A 17,598-nucleotide genomic window follows, 5' to 3' on the forward strand; every position below is an offset into this window, starting at 1 on the left:
CCAAAGGTGGAACAGACGCATGAAGAAGAAAATGGTGCTTGTACTCGATGTGGAAGTAAGCCAGAGCGCGGATATGCAGACGCTCGCGGACGAGATGGCGAAGGCGATCGGAGCGGTGGACGCGATCGCCCTGCACGAGGTCATCCTGTTTGACAACGACGAATCCAGCGCGGACAAATGGGTCGCCAATCTGGAAGCGGGCGCGGAGTAAGCGATGAAGAAAATCAGCAGCGCCAGTGTTCTGGGCAAAGCCTACTTCCTTTCCTATCTTCGGCTGGTCATGAAGTCCAGAGGCTTTGATCTGAACCAGGCCGCTACCTATACGCTGCATACGTTTTTTCAGGGGGACCTGTGCGCTTTTGGACAGCAGACCTACGAGCATTACCAAAGCGCTCTCGAGGAGCTTCGGGACGCCCCTGGTCCGTATTGACAGAAAAAAACAGGACTGCTATAAAAAATAGTGGATAGCACTCTAAGATCGAGAGTGCTAAAAATAGGCTTCGCAACGACCTGTCAAGACGGAAGGGAGAGAACCGTATGGAAAAGAAGCAGTTTCAAGCAGAGTCCAAGCGCCTGCTGGAGATGATGATCAACTCCATCTACACGCAGAAGGAAATTTTCTTGCGCGAGCTGATCTCCAATGCCAGCGACGCGATCGATAAAATGTACTATCGCGCGCTTACGGACGACAAGCTGGTGTTTGACAAGGACAACTACTATATCAAGATCATTGCGGATAAAGAAAACCGGACGCTGACCATCCGCGATACGGGGATCGGGATGACGCAGGACGAGCTGGAAAGCCACCTCGGGGTCATCGCCAAGAGCGGCTCGCTCGCGTTCAAGAAAGAAAACGAAGTAAAAGAAGGACATACGATCATCGGCCAGTTCGGTGTCGGCTTTTACTCCGCTTTCATGGTAGCCGACGTGGTGACGGTAATCAGCCGGGCTGTCGACAGCGACCAGGCGTACAAATGGGAATCGACGGGGGCGGACGGCTACACGATCGAGCCCGCCGAAAAGGACCTTGTCGGTACGGACATCATCCTGAAGATCAAGGAAAACACCGAGGAAGAGACCTACGACGAATACCTGGACGAGTATCGCCTGAAAGCGATCATCAAAAAGTATTCGGACTTCATCCGCTACCCGATCAAAATGGACGTGACGACCAGCAAGCTCAAAGAAGGCAGCGACAGCGAATACGAAGAAGTGACCGAGGAGACGCGCATCAACAGCATGGTGCCGATCTGGAGGAAAAACAAGAGCGAGCTGACCGACGAAGATTACGAACAGTTCTACCGCGAGAAGCGCTACGGCTTCGACAAGCCGCTGAAGCACATCCACATCAGCGCGGACGGAGCTGTCGTCTACCAGGCGATTCTCTTCATTCCGGAGAGCATTCCTTTCGACTACTACTCGAAGGAGTACGAAAAAGGCCTGGAGCTGTATGCCAATGGCGTCCTGATCATGAACAAATGCGCCGATCTGCTCCCGGACTACTTCAGCTTCGTCAAAGGGATGGTCGATTCCGAAAGCCTGTCGCTCAACATTTCGCGGGAGATGCTGCAGCATGACCGCCAGCTGAAGCTGATCGCGAAAAACATCGCCAGCAAGATCAAGGGTCAACTGCAAACCATGCTGAAAAACGAGCGGGAGAAGTACGAGAAGTTCTACCAATCGTTCGGCAGGCAGCTGAAATTCGGCGTGTACAGCGACTTCGGCATGAACAAGGACGTCCTGCAGGACCTTTTGATGTTCACCTCCTCCAAAGAGAAAAAGCTCGTCACGCTCGAGGAGTACGTCTCGAGAATGCCGGAGGAGCAAAAATACATTTACTACGCGGCAGGGGAGTCGAACGAGCGGATCGAAAAGCTGCCGCAAACTGAGCTCGTCCTGGAAAAAGGGTATGAAATCCTGTATTTCACTGAGGATATCGATGAATTTGCCATCAAGATGATCCAGAAGTACAAGGATAAGGAATTCAAATCCGTCTCCAGCGGCGACCTCGGCATTGAGGCCGACGAAGACAAAAACAGCGCCGATGCGGAAAACGAAGAGAACAAAGAGCTCTTCGACTACATGAAAAACCTGCTCGAGGGAAAAGTGAAAAGCGTGCGGGCGTCGAAGCGTCTGAGATCCCATCCCGTATGCTTGTCGACCGAAGGCGACATCACGATCGAGATGGAGAAAGTCTTGAACGCGATGCCGAACAACCCAAATGTGAAGGCCGACAAGGTGCTGGAGATCAACGTCAATCACAGCGTGTTCCAGTCGCTGAAAGCAGCCTACACCTCCGACAAGGAAAAGCTCGATCTGTACACGGCCTTGCTGTACAACCAGGCGCTGCTGATCGAAGGCTTGCCGCTTCAGGATCCGGTCGAATTCACAAACGACATTTGCAAGATCATGGTGTAAGCCAGCCTGCCAGGAAACGGCAGTTATTGGGATGCCGCCCGTCAATGGGTGGCGTCCTTTTTTCATACAGATAGAAATTTATAAAATTCCTATCCAGTATAAGGGCAACATAGCGAGACTTCGAACACAGTGAGAGAGCGAGACTTGTGCCCTTTGGGTACCGCGGCTCCGCCAAAAGGCTTGGCGCAGCCAGGTTTTCTAATGCGCTCAGACACGAGCCGAGAAGTCCCAAGCCCCTTTGTCGAATATTTGTTCGCTGGGTAGGAAGGATTTGGAAACGGTATGTTGAAATTAGGATAGGAGTGTCCAAATCATCACAAGCGGATGGAAAGAGGGATCGCGATGGGAAGAGTGGTTGGGTTCGAACTGAACAGCCAGGAGCCTGAAAAAGCCGCGCATTTTTATTCCGAGGTGTTCGGCTGGGGCGTCGGTGAGCCGAATTGGGACTACTGGCCGGTTGTGACCGGCAAGGACGAAAAGCCGGGCATCAATGGAGGGATCGGCAAAGGGCCGAATGATTACCCGCACGGCATTCGGGTACAAATAGAGGTCGATTCCATCGACGAGGCGATCGCCAAGGCGAAGGCTCACGGCGCCATGGTCGTGCGCGATAAAATGGAGTTTGCCGACTTTTACCTGGCCTACCTGGTCGACCCCGTGGGCCTCGGCATCGGCCTGATTCAGAGCAAGGAAAGCAAATAAGAAGCGACAAACCACCGAATTCGGGTGGTTTTTTCATGGACGGTGCAGAAGACACTGGAATTGGCTGGGGAACGAAGAGAGGGGAGAAGATAGTGGGGAGCGAGAAACAAAGACACCATCGCGTGCAGTTGCATTATCTAAAGATTTCATCGTACATGAAATTGTGCGTGGCAGCGGGCGTCTCGCTTGGGCTTTTGGTGGGCGTCCTGAAATTCTTCATCGCCATTCTGAACCTGACCTCGCCGGTTCAGATCGGCAGCATCGTCGCAGCGGGGTTTCTTGCGGGGCTCTTTACGCTAATCGCAACACCAATCATGTTCGGATTTTCTGCCGTGTTGTTCAGCCTGGTATCCTACTATCCGACGATGCTCTTTCTCCGAAAAAAGAACGGGTTTTTGCTGGAGGGAGTGTTCGACGCCGTAGACGCTGCGGAGCAGGAAGAAGCAGGCAAGAGCACCTGACTTCCCCACTCCGCATGCCGGAAGAACAATGATGTCTTACGCTTTCGCATACCAGTACAGGGCGTATTCGGTCATCGTAGAGGGATGGCCCATCTGGCGCAGCATCGCCGTCATGTTGCCGCGGTGGTAGGTACCGTGGTTGACGACTTGCAGGATGATTTCCCCGTAGCTCGTATCCCGGATTCCCGCATACGGGTTGTCGAGGACGAGCGTTTGCTCCAGGTCCGGATGCTCGCGCAGGAACGACCGGTAGCCCTCGGAGAGCTCCTGGTACAGAGCCTCCAGCTCCTCAAGACTCAGCGCTTCCACCTGGGCCTCGCGAGCGCGTGTCGCTGCCATGGCGTCGTTCATGCTCGCTCCGTTCAGGATGTTCAGCCACGTGCAATCCACGATGTAAATGTGGGAAAGCGCTTTGGCCACGGTCGGAAACACGCTTTGAATTTCCTGTGTGTACAGTTCCCGCGGCAATTCCTTCAACCGGTTGATCATCGTTTGGTTGGCCCAAACGTGAAAGTCGTACATGGTACCCGGATAATTCGTCATGGACAGCATCCCCTTTAATTGCTTGATGCCTTCATTATAAATTCGCTTCCCTGACAAAGGCTGTCAGGGAATTTTGGTGTTGGGGAAAAAAGGTTGAGCAAGGCGGGGGACGTCTGATCACGGGGCTAGACAGGCGATTACACGGGTGTAGAAGCTCATTGAAATGGCTAGCTCGAGCTTTGGTACCGCACAATTTTATGAGTGATGGCTTTGACACCAATCGCTAAAAGAAAATAAGCAGGTACAGAGTAGAGATATTCCCAATTAGTAGGTTGATAACTTCCCAGCAGAACAACGAGGGGTTCTCCGACAAAGGACAAAAACAAGGAGAGGCCCATACTCGCTATCATGTATGACTTCCATGAATAAAAAATTTGATAGACAACCATGTATACACTCGGCAAAACAACAAGGTTTGCCGGAAACATAGGTGGAAATATGGGCTCTACGGAGTCCGGATAGCTCCATAAAACAAATGAACATCCGGTAACATCAAGCAATGTGGAAAATAACCCGGTTAATGAACCCATCAATGTAATCTCGACAAAACGGGATCGATCCACGACCTTGAACCATATCCATAACAAAATGACTGAAGAGACTCCTACCCACCAAGGAAAGGAGAATAGATCATCACGAATCCAATGCGCCAGTTCGGAATCACGCAATTCATACTGTCGCTGGATGATATGCTGAAAATCCTCGGACACCTGCCTGCACATCCTTTGTTGACAGTTTGGCATATTTTTCCCTGCTGGGATTGGGGTATGCAACAAATAGTGCAGGATAGAGAGTGGATACCAGATGCGTGAGTATAGTAGTTTGGCTGGTATAAACCAATCACAGTCATGGTGTGAAATCATGTATTTGTAGGCAGACAATTGGATGGAGCGTCTTTTTCCCAACTCCGAATTCCGATTTAAGCCCTACGGTATGACGACGACCCGCGGCTATGGAATCGTTAGACCACCGTTTCATCTTTAGCACCGCTTCTTTCGGTGACAGGTAATCCATAAGGTTGTATCCGGTACTACGAGCACAGTTCGCGTCATATTCTGAAAAAAGGAAGCAGGAGGAGGGAGTGCTGAGGTGAGTTGAGAAAAGTCAAGGTGCGCTTGCGGCCCATGGTAAGCAAGATCAATATGCCGACTGTTATAAAAACAGCTGTCCTTCCAGGGGATTCAATGGAGAGCTTGTTTATTGCCACCCAGGTAGGAGAGATCTTTTACATACGAGACGGAGCGATACGTACTTTTTTGGATATTCGCCCGCGAATCATCAAGCTGGGTGCCTCCAGTGGCGGATATGATGAACGGGGGTTGCTGGGGCTAGCGTTTCATCCCCGATTTTATCAGAACGGTCTTTTCTATCTTCATTTTTCCGTAGCCGGTACACAGGGTCCCGGAGCTCTTTCAGGTTCTTTTGAATCTTTTAAGCCTGATCCGTGTGATCCAAAAACTTTACACCTGAAGTGGGTAAACCGAGAAACTCAATACGATCATATCGATACGGTTGAAGAGTGGATTCTGCAATCGAATGGTCAGCTTCAAAAACGACGGACCCTCCTCAACGTAAGAAGACCCTTTCTCAATCATAACGGTGTCAACAGCTTGAACTTTTCACCGGAAACAGGAAACCTTGTGTTAACGACCGGAGATGGTGGATCAGGCTATGATCCATTCCATTTAAGTCAGAACGATATGGAAATCGCGGGCAAAATTATGGAAATTGACGTAGGGAAGAATCCATTTACAAATGCCCCGCCCGTAGTCACGCGTTTTGATGAACTTCCCGCACCTGTCCAGGAGACGCTTACGGTCATGGCCAAGGGGGTACGCAATATTCCTGGCATTGCCTATCAAAGGTTCTATCATCAATATATCAAACATGTGGGGATTGTCGGACAGGATTTGGTAGAGTCCATTTTTTCATTTCTTCATTATAAACCGATACCGGTCACCCAGCTTGTTCAAGCGTCTTTACTGAATGCTGAACTGGACCAAGAAGGTTTTATTAATTTTGGCTGGCGAGGGTGGGAGGGGGCGTTTCCTACTCCGATGATGAAGAGCTGCTCCGCCAATCCAGCCTTGGATGAGAAGATCATCGCGTATTACGATGAAGCAGTAAAAACGTCAGTAAGGCGCCTTCTGCCTGTCACCAGTTATTTTCATAAAGATCCAAGACCCGATAAATTTGGGGGAACCGCACTGACAGGAGTCCAGCCCTATATGGGGAACGAAATTCCCGATTTAACGGGAAGCCTTGTGTTTACCGATCTTGCCAGGAACGAAGGATCTCGCCCTCCAGCTCGAGGGGTTTTAGCTTATACCAGGGTACAGCCGGATTGTAAACTGAATGATTTTCATGTGATTGAAACCGATTACGATTTTGGAACTTCATCAGCCTATTATGTAAGCTTGGGAACGAATCTGGATCAAACCAAGCTTTATTTAGGCGTTTATGGATCAACGAAGGTTACTGATGTTAACCAAGGTACCGTTTTTGAAATTGTGTCATAATCCATCCCTGTAAAATTCGGCTGAATCATCCGTTTTCGTCACTTGCCAAAGCAGTAACAGGGTGTCCCGCGTAAATCAAGAGAGTCTTGTGCCACCCTCCAGAGGGTGGTTTTTTACTCCTGCTCGTTTTATTACGGGCTCCCTTGTTTATGGCAGGATAAAAGTGCAGAGAATTGCGGCGGAAAACTGCAGAGTTCCACCGCAATTCTGAGGCCATGAAAAAGGCACTTGCCAACATCCCCCTACAAAATCTACCCTTGGATTTGGCGAAAATCTGAGGGAGTGAGAGGAATGTTGAAAGTGCCACAACAACAGTATATCCGATTTTTGCGAGAAGTCGAAGGGTGTTCGATTCAGGAAATTGCGGAACGTGTCCAGGTGAATTGGCGAACCGCCAAGAAATATGCGGATCGCGACGATTGGAATGAACCGGTATGCAAGCGAAAAGGCCGCCATCCGGTGTTGGGACCGTACTTAGAGATTATTGACACATGGCTGGAGGATGATGAGCGTCTTCCACGCAAGCAACGCCATACAGCCGTCCGCATGTTTCAGCGGTTACGGGATGAGTACGGCTTCCCTGGCGGGCAGCGAACGGTATCCGAATATGTCTCCAAACGGAAGAAAGCCATGGCAGCCGAACGAGCCGAACATTTTGAGCGTTTGGAGCATCCAGGTGGAGAAGCTCAGGCTGACTTCGGGACGGTGTACGTGGTCAAGTCGGGAGAACTGGTGGAGCGGAAAGTATTGACCCTGTCGTTTCCGTACAGCAATGCCGCCTTTGTGTTCCCGGTTCCGAAAGAAAACACGGAATGCTTTCTGGAGGCCTTAGGGCGGCTATTTCAGCAAATGGGAGGGGTTCCTCGCAAGATTTGGTTTGACAACTTGTCCGCTGCTGTTGTGTCCATCCAGCAAGGCGGAAAACGAGAGTGTACGGAAGCGTTTCGGCGTTTCTGCGCCCATTACCGCTTTGAGCCCCTGTTTTGCAATCCATACAGCGGCCATGAGAAAGGCCATGTGGAAAACAAAGTGGGGTATGGACGCCGGAACTGGTGTGTTCCGCCACCGGTTATCGATACGCCGGAACAACTGGAGACGTATTTGGCGGAAGCTGCCCGTGCGGATATGCAGCGCCCTCACTATGTGAAAAAGCAAACCATTGCCGAGTTGTGGGAGCAAGAAAAATGCAAGCTGCTGACGCTGCCGACGACACCGCTGGAGATTTTCCGGCTGGAGACGTGCCACCTGAACAAATACGCTGAGCTGTCGTTTGACGCGGCTCTCTTCCCGTTGCCGCAGTGTCGGGCCATGCAGCCGGTTTTGGTGAAAGTCAAGTGGGATGTGCTGGAGGTGTTAACGGCAGACGGGACATATACCCCGATTGTGACATTGCCTCGTCCCTATACGGAGAAAGTCATTTCAGTAGATTGGAAGGCGGTATTGAAGAGATATGAAAAACGCCCGCGGGCGGTGATGTATTCTTCCTTTACCAACATGATGCCTCAGGCGCTCCAAACGTTTTTGACGGTGGAAGACATGAATGCACGAAAAGCACGAATTCGCCTGCTCCATCGATTGCTCGACACCTATACGTTGGAGGAAATCGGGCAAGTACTGGGAGAATTGTCGCATCAGCAAGAGCATCTGGCTGTTGCCTTGGAGCATGCCCTTTACGCGATAAAACACCCTGTTTTCCGCCCGGAACCGTTTTCAGAGTCGCATACACCCCCTGCCCTTCACGGGCAGATACCCATGCTGGATGAGTACGACCGGATCCTGGGGGTGAGGGTGGAATGAGAGAAGAGCTGGCAAAGGTGTGCAAAACTTTGCATTTGGCGCATGTGATGGAAACCTATGAACAGGTGCCGTTTGAAGATCGGGAGAGCTTCTTGCTGGGAGTCTTGCGGATGGAGATTCAACGGCGGGAGGAGACAAAGCTGAAGCGACTGATAAAGAAAGCCGCGTTTCCCCAACTGAAGACACTGGAAGATTACGCTTTTGAGGCAGTCACCTTACCGGAAACATGTACAAAGGAGGGATTGATCGACCTACGTTTTTTGGAGCGCAAGGAAAATGTGCTGATGCTGGGAAAAGTGGGCACGGGGAAGACCCATCTGGCAACAGCGCTTGGCGTAGAGGCGTGCCGAAGGGGATATGCCGTTCGATTCTTCCGTGTTCCCGATCTGGTTGCGCTCTTGCAGGAAAAACACGCGAATGGGGCACTGATGCGGTTTCAAAAAGAACTGGCAGACTGTGAGTTGTTGATTTTGGACGAGGTTGGGTTTGTTCCCTTTCACCAAACGGGGGCTGAGCTGTTGTTTCATGTTATCTCGGCCTGCTATGAGAGAAACAGTGTGATTGTGACGTCGAATTTGGAGTTTGGGCAGTGGAATACGGTGTTTGGAGATACGCGATTGACGGCAGCCCTTGTGGATCGCCTCGTCCACCACGCCCATATTCTGGCGTTTACCGGAGAAAGCTACCGACTGCGCCATGCTCTATCCAGCATGAAGTCTTCCTAAATTCTTTTGTATTGATGTTGGCAGTGTTCTGCATAAATTGGCCGCCAAACTCTGCATTTTTGAGTTGCAAAATACATCCCTTGACTACTTTGGAACGCAAGTCAGTCGAACGAACAGCCCGCGTAGGACCAACCGGCTTTTACACTTGGGATCTTGCTTTGCATCCTGGCTTGCGGTAATGATTGGTTGCGGGGGAAAAAGAAAAACGGTTTGCCGCAAACAAATCGGAAAAAGGGATTCCAAGAGAGGAGAGAGCATCATGAAGCAGGCAGAATTGAATATGGGGATATACGTAAATGGGGAATGGGTGAAGCTGGCCGAAACCATCCCGGTCCAGAACCCGGCGACGCTGGAGACGGTAGGCAGCGTGCCGGATGCATCCGCAGAATGGGGCAAAAAAGCGGTAGATGCTGCCCATGAGGCCTTTCAATCGTGGTCGAAGACATCCGCCTATGAACGGGCCGCGCTGCTGGAGCGCTGGCATCAGGTGATCGAATCCCGCCTGGACGAAATCGCGTTGGTGATGACGCTGGAGCAAGGGAAGCCGCTCGCCGAAGCAAAGGGCGAGGTGCAATACGCCAACAGTTATATCAAATGGTATGCCGAGGAAGCGAAGCGCATTTACGGCGAGACAATTCCTGCTGTGTCCGTCACCAAGCGCATCCTGGTACAAAAGCAGCCCGTCGGTGTGGTCGCAGCTGTGACGCCGTGGAATTTCCCGGCGGCGATGATCGCCCGCAAAATCGCGCCCGCGTTGGCAGCCGGCTGCACAACCGTGGCGAAACCGGCGGAACAGACGCCGCTCACCGCCTTGCTGCTCGCTGAGTGCGCGCAGCAGGCAGGCATTCCGGCAGGGGTCATCAACATCGTGACGACCTCGAATGCAGGAGAGCTGGTAGACGCCTGGATGGAGGATGCCCGGGTGAAAAAAATCACCTTCACCGGATCGACTCCGGTGGGCAAGCTGCTGATGCGCAAAGCGGCGGATACCGTGAAAAAGGTCTCGCTGGAGCTGGGCGGACTGGCTCCGTTCATCGTGGCGGAGGACGCCAACATCCATGAGGCGGTGAAGGGGTTGATGCTGTCGAAGTTCCGAAACGCAGGACAGACCTGCATCTGCGCCAACCGCATCTACGTTCACGAAAAGGTAAAGGAGCCGTTCCTCGAAGAATTCACGAAGGCTGTCGCAGCGTTGCGCGTCGGAAATGGCACCGAGGCTGGCGTGGAGATCGGTCCGCTGATCGATGAGCGGGCTGTGAAAAAAGTGCAGAACCAAATCGACGATGCGGTGTCCAAAGGCGCTACCCTGCACGGCGAGCCGACGCTGGAAGGAAGCACGGGCTATTTCCTGAAGCCGGTGGTGATCTCGGACGTCACGGACGACATGCTGTGCATGCAGGAGGAGACATTCGGACCGATCGCGCCCGTCAGCACGTTTACGGACGACCGGGAAGTGATCGAGCGGGCAAACCGTACGCCATTCGGTCTGGCGGCCTACGTCTTCACCCAATCGTTGACCCGAGCGTTCTATTACTCGGAAAATCTGGAGTACGGCATCGTCGGTGTCAATGACGGGGCGCCTTCTGTGGCCCAAGCGCCGTTTGGCGGCATGAAAGAGAGCGGTCTGGGCCGGGAAGGCGGCCACCACGGCATCGAGGAGTATCTGGAAGTGAAATACGTTTCCCTGGGCCTTATTTAAATGGGAACAAATGAAAAGCAGCCTCGGCAACTTTGCCAGAGGCTGCTTGTTCGTTATCGACGTTTGGAATCCCACGCCTCCGCAAGCAGCTCGCCGTTGATGCCCGCTGCCGCCGCAGCTCCAAGGGCAGCTGCCGCGATCACTTGGTACTGGTGGGGAGTAGCAGCATCTCCTGCGCAGTAAACGCCTGGCACGCTGGTTTTCCCGAGGGCGTCGACTACAACTGTTCCCGTTTCCGAGACCTCGCACCCCAAAGCTTTAGGCAGATCGGATCCGGTGGTCAGCTTCGGGGCGAAGAAAATGCCGGTGCAGGGTACAATCGTACCGTCTTCCAGCACGATCCGCTGCACCATGCCTTCCACCGATTCGATTCGCAGGATCGGCGAGGTATAAAAAGGGACGTCGTGCTGTCTCAATTCTTCTCGTTCTGCATCCGTCCATTCATCCCCTCCATGGGTCAAGATCGTATACGTATCGCTCCATCCAGCGATCGTCTTTGCCAGGTGGAGCGCCCGCGGGCCTTTCGCGATCAAGGCAAGCGGCTGATCCCGCAGCTCCCATCCGTCGCAATACGGGCAGACGAAGGCGCTTTTTCCGTACACCTCCGTCAGACCGTCGATGTCCAGCGGAAGGTCTTTCATGCCTACCGCAAAGAGCAGCTTTTTGCTCCGGTAGGTCGTTCCCGCTGCGGTCGTGATGCAAAAATTGCCGTCGCTTCCTTCAATCGCTGTCGCCGTCTCCTCCGCAAAATGGACGGAGGGGTAGGCGAGAATCTGCTCCTTTGCAATCCGCCGAAACTCGGCCGGCTTGATGCCGTCCCGGGTCAGGAATCCGTGGGACTCGCGGGTCACCCGATTGTGCGGACGCCCTTCATCGATGACCAGTACGTCCTTTCGCGCCCTTCCCAGGACCAGGGCTGCGTTCAAGCCTGCGGGGCCGCCGCCGATAATGGCTACATCGAAACGTTGATTCATGTTCATACACTCCTTTTTGGATCCATAATGTCTATAATAGGGATACAAGAAGATTAAGTCTTCTTGTTCCCGGTAGGATTGCCGCCTTGGGAAGCGGCGTCCAGCACGCTCTGGATCGTGTGCTGCTGCAAATAGTGAGTGATGTGCGCCTCTGCGCCGATCATCACCTTTCTCACCAGACATTCCTCATTGTAGAGATCGTAGGTGCCCGGCGAATCGGGAGCGGGTTGACGGCTTGCACTTTCATGGAAGCATTCGTACAATGGCTGCCGCCCCTCCACGACCTGAATGACATCGAGAAAGGAGATCTGGTTGGCTGGACGGGCCAGCTCGTAGCCGCCGTTTACTCCGGTCACGGCGCGGACGATTCCGTCCTGGCGCAGCTTCGACATGATTTTGGACAGGTAGCTCTCGGATACTCCCAGCACGCTGGCCAATTCCTTGATGCCTACGTATTGACCGGATCCGCTTTGCGCCAGGTGGATCAAGGCGTGCAGGGCATACCCCGTGCTTTTCGAGAATTGCATGAGAAAGCCGCCCTCCGATGTTCATGATTGCGATTGTAGATCTTTATTATCCATAATAAAAAATTCCCGTCCACTTTGCAAGCCGTTGATTGCACTTCGCCATCGCGGAAATCCACCATGGCCCTGCGGGAGAACGCAAGCATATGGCTCACGGCAGCAATATGCTAAGGAGAACGAAAAGAGATCGCCCTATCCTCCAAAATCGTGACGAAGGGGGAATCCGCAGGTGGTGAACACCCCATGCTTCATGTGCGTTCCTTGTACAGGGGCCAAATCGTGCAAGAAAAATCGGAAGCCTAAGAAAAAGCCGAAGCCCCAAAGCTGCCCCCAGGCGTGCACCCAGCAAACGACAGCCCTCCTGAACGCCCAAAAAGCCCGATTGAGCCGGAATCTGAAACGATTGAAGAAACGCTTCCAAAAACGAATCGAGGAACGGGAGAAAAAGCTGAAAAAGCGGTTGAAAAGACGACTCAAGAGCCGGGAGAGAAAGCTCAGGAGGAATATCGAAGAGCAAATGGAGAAGCTGCTGCGACGGCAGGAGATGAACGGATGCGCCGAAGCGCTGTTTGAGCGGTACGGAGGCAGGACGGTTCGAATTCAGACCGTGACGGGAGAGGCGATTACCGGGGCGATCGGGGAGCCGCTGTCACCCGGGCTTGTGCAAATCCGTACCGCGGATGGACTGATTACCGTGCCGTGTAGCAGCATCAGCACCATTGCGCTCGTTACGTAGATTGAACAAGATTCAACTTTGTTGATCAGCTGTTCGTTCCTCGCTATAATCATAGATGAACAATCGCAGAAGGGGATGTTTCACATCGATCTATCCAAAATTGGAAAACGCATTCGCAAGGCGAGGCTGAGCCAAGGCTTCACTCAGCAGGAGCTGGCTGACCGATGCGGGTTTACCAAGAGCCTCCTATCGAAAATTGAAAACGGACAAACAGCCTCCGCGGTGGCGACACTGTCAAAAATAGCCGATCATTTGAAAACACCGTTAGCCTGGTTTCTGGAGGAAGAGCGCGACGATTATCTCGTCCTGTCTCCGCAAAAGCAGCGCACCTCCAAGCTGGGAAGCAAGGAGATGGGCTACCTGTACGAGACGTTGGCGAATCGTTCCCGTTTTAGCAAAATCGAACCGGTGCTGGTAACGGTTCCGGCTGACATGCCTGCGACGGAGCCATTCACGCACCCGGAGGAAGAGTTCATCTACATTGTGAGCGGAACGATCATCCTGTATTACGACGGGGAGAAGCACATCCTCGAGGAAGGGGACACCGCCTACTTTGCAGGGAGCAAGCCGCATATTTTTCTGCCTTACACGAGCGAGGAGGCGAAAGTGCTCAGCGTCTTCATTCAACCGTCCAGCTAGTGCGGTCGGGGAGGGGCATAGTCCACACGAAAAGTACAGCAGACGAGGCTGTGCTTTTTTTTTGCGCCAAAAGGCATGGCGTAGCCAGCTTTTCAACATGTACGGATTCAGAAACAGAACAGGCCGCCATAGAGATTTTCTTATGGTTGTCCGCATAAGATGAAGTAGACTTGACAATTCAGTCAATTCAGAATAGTATTAGGTCAGTGATAATTGGATCCAATATACAGGATTCAATAAATGCTCGTGAATGGATCTTTTATCGCGTTCATACGGGAGTGGACCCGCAGGAGGTGGTCGCTTCAAAGAAAGGAAGAGAGCGAGGCTTTTTCTGCAGTTTCTTGTGCCATGCCACGGAAACCATTTTCGAGGAGTGAGCGGTCATGTCAAAACCAAAACTGTTTGTTCTTGACACCGGCAGAATGCAAATGGACAAAGGCTTTATGGTCTCCATGTACAATCCGGCATCTGTGAAAAACCCGAATCCTCCCGCAGAATTTATCGAGTTCCCGGTCTACGCTGTCTTAATCGACCACCCGGATGGAAAGATCCTCTTTGACACCGGCTGCAACCCGGAAGGCATGGGCGAAAAAGGACGCTGGCCTGAGGGCGTGCAGCAGCTTTTCCCGCTGCAGATGTCGGAGGAGTGCTACCTGATCAACCGCCTGGCCCAGCTTCGCGTGCGGCCCGAGGACATCAAGTACGTCGTTGCCTCACACCTGCATCTGGACCACGCGGGATGCCTGGAAATGTTTACGAACGCCACGATCATCGTGCATGAGACCGAGCTTGCCAACACCATGAAAACGTACGCCATCAACAAGGACATGGGCGCCTACGTCTGGGCGGATATCGACGCATGGGTGAAAAACGGTCTGAACTGGAAGACGATCCGTCCCAAGGAAGAGGAAGTGCCGCTCGTAGACGGCGTAAAAATTCTCAACTTCGGCGCGGGCCACGCCTGGGGCATGCTCGGCTTGCACGTCGAGCTGCCGGGGACGGGTGGAATCATCCTGGCGTCCGACGCCGTCTACTCGGCCGAAAACTACGGGCCTCCGATCAAAATACCGGGCATCATTTACGATTCGGTCGGTTTTGTAAGCACAGTCGAGCGGATCAAGGAATATGCGGCCCGGACGAATTCGCAGGTCTGGTTCGGACACGACAGCGAGCAGTTCCGGAAGTTTATCAAGTCGACGGAAGGGTTTTACGAATAATCCCGTGCGAGATTGGAGGTCAGGAGCATGAAAGGAAAAGTAGCGGTCATGAGTGAACCCGGCAAGCTGTCGTTTGCCGAATACGGTCTGCCTCAGCCAGGTCCGGGAGCGGTCTTGGTAAAAGTAGTCCGGACGAATGTGTGCGGCTCGGAGCTGCACATCTGGCAAGGGCATCACCCGACGAAGAAGTCCGGCGTGATGGGGCATGAGATGGTCGGTGAAATCGCTGCGCTGGGAGAAGGCGTGGAAACGGATTATGCAGGCAATCCCGTGCAGGTAGGAGACCGCGTCGCCGCCGCGTACTTCATTACGTGCCGAAAGTGCGCTCCCTGCCAGCAAGGTCAGCTGCACCTTTGCGAAAACGCTTACAGGCATTGGGTGAAAGATCCGGAAGAAGCCCCGCACTTCCACGGTACGTTCGGCACCCATTACTATCTGCCGCCGGACCAGTACTTTTACAAGGTCCCTGACAACGTGCCGGATTCTGCTGCGGCAAGCGCCAACTGCGCGCTTTCGCAGGTGTACTTCGGGATCGACAAGACGGGTGTGCGTTACGGCGATACCGTCGTCATCCAGGGGGCGGGTGGCCTGGGGCTGAACGCGAGCGCGGTGGCCAAGGAATACGGCGCGACGGTCATCTGCATCGATAGCGTCACCAGCCGTCTGGAAAAGGCGAGACTGTTCGGTGCCGACCATCTGATCCACATGGGCGAATACGACACGGTAGAAAAACGGGTGAAAGCCGTGCAGGAGCTGACAGGCGGTAAAGGGGCCGACGTCTGCATGGAGCTGACGGGGGTGCCGGCAGCGCTGAATGAAGGCATCAACCTGCTTCGCTACGGAGGCAAATACATCAGCATTGGCAACATCTCCCCCGGCCAGATGACGCCGTTCGACCCGGGGCTGATGACGCGCAAGGCGCTGACGATCTACTCGTACATGCGTTACGACCCGTGGTATCTGAACAAGGCTCTTGCATTCATCTCCAAAAACATCGGGAAGTACCCGTTCGACGAGCTGCTGGATGCCGAATTCGATCTCGAGGACGTCCATATCGCGCTCGACAAGTCGGCGGCGCGGGAGATCACACGGGCCACGATCGTTGCCAACCGATAGGAGACTGCTGCCGAAGCCTATAGGAAAGAAAAGCAGGAGAGGACGAGGGCGCACATGAACCATCTGCACATGTACATCGGCGGAAGCTGGACGGACAGCGCTTCCGGCGAAGTGATCACGACCATCAATCCGGCAACGAAGGAGCCTTTGGCCACTTTTCCCCGGGGAAATCAGGACGATGTGGACCGGGCGGTGAAAGCGGCCCGGGAGACCTTTGAATCGGCTGCGTGGCGGGAAATTCTGCCGGCCGAAAGAGGACGAATGCTGCTTCGCCTCTGCCAGCTCATTCGCGAGCAAAAAGACGAGCTGGCCCAGCTGGAGACCCTGGACACAGGCAAGCCGCTTGTGCAGGCGCTGGCGGACGTGGAAGTGGCGGCACGCTACTGCGAGTACTACGCGGGTGTGGCCGACAAGATTTTGGGAGAAACCATCCCGATCCGAGCGGACATCCTGAACTACACGATCCGCGAGCCGCTTGGCGTCACTGCGCACATCGTGCCGTGGAACTACCCGATCCAGATCGCTGTACGCAGTCTGGCGCCGGCGGTAGCGGCGGGCAACACCGTCGTCATGAAGCCTGCCGAGGATACCCCGATGACGGCGCTGCGCATCGCGGACCTGTGCGAAAAGGCGGGATTTCCGGCCGGGGTCGTGAACATCGTGACCGGTTACGGCACGGAGGCAGGTGCTGCTTTGGCCGCTCATCCCGATATCGACCACATCACGTTCACAGGTTCGGTCGCGACCGGGATATCCATTATGAAAACGGCAGCGCAGCAGATCAAGCCCGTGACGCTCGAGCTCGGTGGCAAGTCGCCCAATATCGTGTTCGCCGACGCCGACCTGGATGAGGCTGCCCAGTGGGTCGTCCGTTCCATCACCCAAAATGCAGGACAGACTTGCTCGGCAGGTTCGCGTCTGCTGGTGGAGGAATCCATTCGCGAGGAGTTTGTCGCCAAGGTCGCAGGCCACATGTCAGGGCTGCGAATCGGCTCAGGGCTGGACGGCGCGGATATTGGCCCGATCATTTCGGAGAAGCAGCTCGCACGGATCGAGTCCTACATGCAGGTGGCCCGGGAGGACGGAGCGACCATTCGCATCGGGGGACGCAGGCATACCGAAGCCGGGGATGGTTTCTTTTTCGAGCCGACCGTCATCGAAGCGGTCACGCCGCAGGGCAGATTGGCGCAGGAGGAAATTTTCGGGCCTGTGCTCGTCGTATTGCCGTTCACGACCAAAGAGGAGGCACTCGCGATCGCCAATGGCACAGAATACGGACTGGTCACGGGAGTGTGGACCTCCGACATCAACAAGGCGCATTGGCTCGCCAGCCGAGTCAAGTCCGGCCAGGTGTTCGTCAATAACTACGGGGCGGGCGGAGGCGTCGAGATGACGTTTGGCGGATATCGCAAGAGCGGCTTCGGCCGGGAAAAGGGCCTGGAAGCGCTGAAGTATTATACACAGGTGAAAAACGTCGCCGTAAAAATAAACGGGTAACCAGATTGCCCCCCGCCTTCCAACGGGGGGC

At 53.8% G+C, this 17,598-nt stretch carries 18 protein-coding genes and 1 pseudogene; 14 read left to right on the top strand and 5 right to left on the bottom strand.

The window, feature by feature from the left end:
- The first annotated feature begins 19 nt into the window (after positions 1–19).
- The 5 genes from RGB73_RS08380 to RGB73_RS08400 all read left to right on the top strand — a co-directional run bounded on the left by RGB73_RS08380 (position 20) and on the right by RGB73_RS08400 (position 3,581).
- The gene (locus RGB73_RS08380) at positions 20–211 is read left to right on the top strand and encodes a hypothetical protein (RefSeq protein ID WP_310770872.1); all 192 of its coding nucleotides are present in this window, start codon (positions 20–22) and stop codon (positions 209–211) included.
- 3 nt (positions 212–214) lie between these two features.
- Positions 215–430: a hypothetical protein gene (locus RGB73_RS08385; RefSeq protein ID WP_310770874.1), complete on the top strand. Its 216-nt coding sequence runs from the start codon at positions 215–217 to the stop codon at positions 428–430.
- Between the two features lie 107 nt (positions 431–537).
- Positions 538–2,418, top strand: a complete 1,881-nt coding sequence (htpG, locus tag RGB73_RS08390) for a molecular chaperone HtpG (RefSeq protein WP_310770876.1) — start codon at positions 538–540, stop codon at positions 2,416–2,418.
- A 342-nt stretch (positions 2,419–2,760) separates the two neighbouring features.
- Entirely contained in the window at positions 2,761–3,120 is a 360-nt protein-coding gene (locus RGB73_RS08395) for a VOC family protein (RefSeq protein ID WP_310770878.1), read from the top strand.
- A 35-nt stretch (positions 3,121–3,155) separates the two neighbouring features.
- On the top strand, positions 3,156–3,581 hold the full coding sequence (locus tag RGB73_RS08400) for a hypothetical protein (RefSeq protein ID WP_310770880.1): 426 nt from the start codon (positions 3,156–3,158) through the stop codon (positions 3,579–3,581).
- 36 nt (positions 3,582–3,617) lie between these two features.
- Here RGB73_RS08400 and RGB73_RS08405 read toward each other — a convergent pair whose 3' ends face one another.
- From RGB73_RS08405 to RGB73_RS08415, 3 genes and pseudogenes are all read right to left on the bottom strand, one after another.
- A complete protein-coding gene (locus RGB73_RS08405; RefSeq protein ID WP_310770882.1) occupies positions 3,618–4,124 on the bottom strand; it encodes a DinB family protein in 507 nt (168 codons plus the stop codon).
- Between the two features lie 167 nt (positions 4,125–4,291).
- Entirely contained in the window at positions 4,292–4,834 is a 543-nt protein-coding gene (locus RGB73_RS08410; RefSeq protein ID WP_310770885.1) for a CBO0543 family protein, read from the bottom strand.
- A 202-nt stretch (positions 4,835–5,036) separates the two neighbouring features.
- Positions 5,037–5,138: pseudogene (locus RGB73_RS08415) on the bottom strand (chromosome condensation regulator); the annotation flags it as partial.
- A gap of 80 nt (positions 5,139–5,218) precedes the next feature.
- On the opposite strand from RGB73_RS08415, the gene RGB73_RS08420 reads away from it, so the two are divergent.
- From RGB73_RS08420 to RGB73_RS08435, 4 genes are all read left to right on the top strand, one after another.
- Positions 5,219–6,643, top strand: coding sequence for a PQQ-dependent sugar dehydrogenase (locus RGB73_RS08420; protein WP_310770887.1), 1,425 nt, complete (start codon positions 5,219–5,221; stop codon positions 6,641–6,643).
- Positions 6,644–6,934: 291 nt separating this feature from the next.
- Entirely contained in the window at positions 6,935–8,440 is a 1,506-nt protein-coding gene (gene istA / locus RGB73_RS08425) for an IS21 family transposase (protein WP_024985199.1), read from the top strand.
- Positions 8,437–9,165, top strand: coding sequence for an IS21-like element helper ATPase IstB (istB, locus tag RGB73_RS08430; RefSeq protein ID WP_023555238.1), 729 nt, complete (start codon positions 8,437–8,439; stop codon positions 9,163–9,165). The genes istA and istB overlap by 4 nt, the downstream gene beginning before the upstream one ends.
- A gap of 259 nt (positions 9,166–9,424) precedes the next feature.
- Entirely contained in the window at positions 9,425–10,864 is a 1,440-nt protein-coding gene (locus RGB73_RS08435; protein WP_310770889.1) for an NAD-dependent succinate-semialdehyde dehydrogenase, read from the top strand.
- 53 nt (positions 10,865–10,917) lie between these two features.
- Here the strand turns inward: RGB73_RS08435 and RGB73_RS08440 are convergent, their stop codons facing one another.
- Both RGB73_RS08440 and RGB73_RS08445 read right to left on the bottom strand, forming a co-directional pair.
- Positions 10,918–11,838 (bottom strand): NAD(P)/FAD-dependent oxidoreductase, encoded by a 921-nt coding sequence (locus RGB73_RS08440; protein ID WP_310770891.1) that lies wholly within the window; start codon positions 11,836–11,838, stop codon positions 10,918–10,920.
- Positions 11,839–11,891: 53 nt separating this feature from the next.
- A complete protein-coding gene (locus RGB73_RS08445; RefSeq protein ID WP_310770892.1) occupies positions 11,892–12,365 on the bottom strand; it encodes an RrF2 family transcriptional regulator in 474 nt (157 codons plus the stop codon).
- 226 nt (positions 12,366–12,591) lie between these two features.
- Between RGB73_RS08445 and RGB73_RS08450 the strand changes: the two genes are divergently transcribed.
- From RGB73_RS08450 to RGB73_RS08470, 5 genes are all read left to right on the top strand, one after another.
- Positions 12,592–13,098, top strand: a complete 507-nt coding sequence (locus RGB73_RS08450; protein ID WP_310770894.1) for a hypothetical protein — start codon at positions 12,592–12,594, stop codon at positions 13,096–13,098.
- A 75-nt stretch (positions 13,099–13,173) separates the two neighbouring features.
- A complete protein-coding gene (locus tag RGB73_RS08455) occupies positions 13,174–13,737 on the top strand; it encodes a helix-turn-helix domain-containing protein (RefSeq protein WP_310770896.1) in 564 nt (187 codons plus the stop codon).
- Between the two features lie 383 nt (positions 13,738–14,120).
- A complete protein-coding gene (gene ahlS, locus RGB73_RS08460; RefSeq protein ID WP_310770897.1) occupies positions 14,121–14,954 on the top strand; it encodes an AhlS family quorum-quenching N-acyl homoserine lactonase in 834 nt (277 codons plus the stop codon).
- A 27-nt stretch (positions 14,955–14,981) separates the two neighbouring features.
- The gene (locus tag RGB73_RS08465) at positions 14,982–16,070 is read left to right on the top strand and encodes a zinc-binding dehydrogenase (protein ID WP_310770899.1); all 1,089 of its coding nucleotides are present in this window, start codon (positions 14,982–14,984) and stop codon (positions 16,068–16,070) included.
- A gap of 54 nt (positions 16,071–16,124) precedes the next feature.
- Complete coding sequence (locus tag RGB73_RS08470) at positions 16,125–17,567, top strand: aldehyde dehydrogenase family protein (protein ID WP_310770901.1); 1,443 nt, start codon at positions 16,125–16,127, stop codon at positions 17,565–17,567.
- The last annotated feature ends 31 nt before the right edge of the window (positions 17,568–17,598 follow it).

The organism is Brevibacillus brevis, from assembly GCF_031583145.1.
GTDB lineage: Bacteria > Bacillota > Bacilli > Brevibacillales > Brevibacillaceae > Brevibacillus > Brevibacillus brevis_E.